Source organism: Bradyrhizobium sp. Kon69, from assembly GCF_055807515.1.
Window position 1 is genome coordinate 1 of record NZ_JBVVOS010000489.1, and the last position, 250, is coordinate 250.

Below are 250 nucleotides of genomic sequence, written 5' to 3' on the forward strand. Positions count from 1 at the left end.
GTTCATGCTCAGAATCCTTCGTACGGTGAATGGCTTCGCGACGCAGCCGCGCTGACGCAGGGAGAACGACTCAATAGTGGGCGGTTGGCCAATCGGTATAACCCTTGGCGCCTCCGCCGTAGTAACTCTCACGTGGTGCAATGGTAAGTTCGGCGCCACGACGCAGACGCTCTACAAGGTCCGGGTTGGAAATGAACAGGCGGCCAAAGGCAACTGCATCGATTTTCCCTTGTGCGCGGCGCTCAACGGC

1 pseudogene is annotated in these 250 nt (G+C 58.8%); it reads right to left on the bottom strand.

The annotated features are described in order from the left end of the window. Window positions 1-70: 70 nt before the first annotated feature. A pseudogene (locus AC0L3U_RS39915) lies at window positions 71-250 on the bottom strand (alkene reductase); the annotation flags it as partial.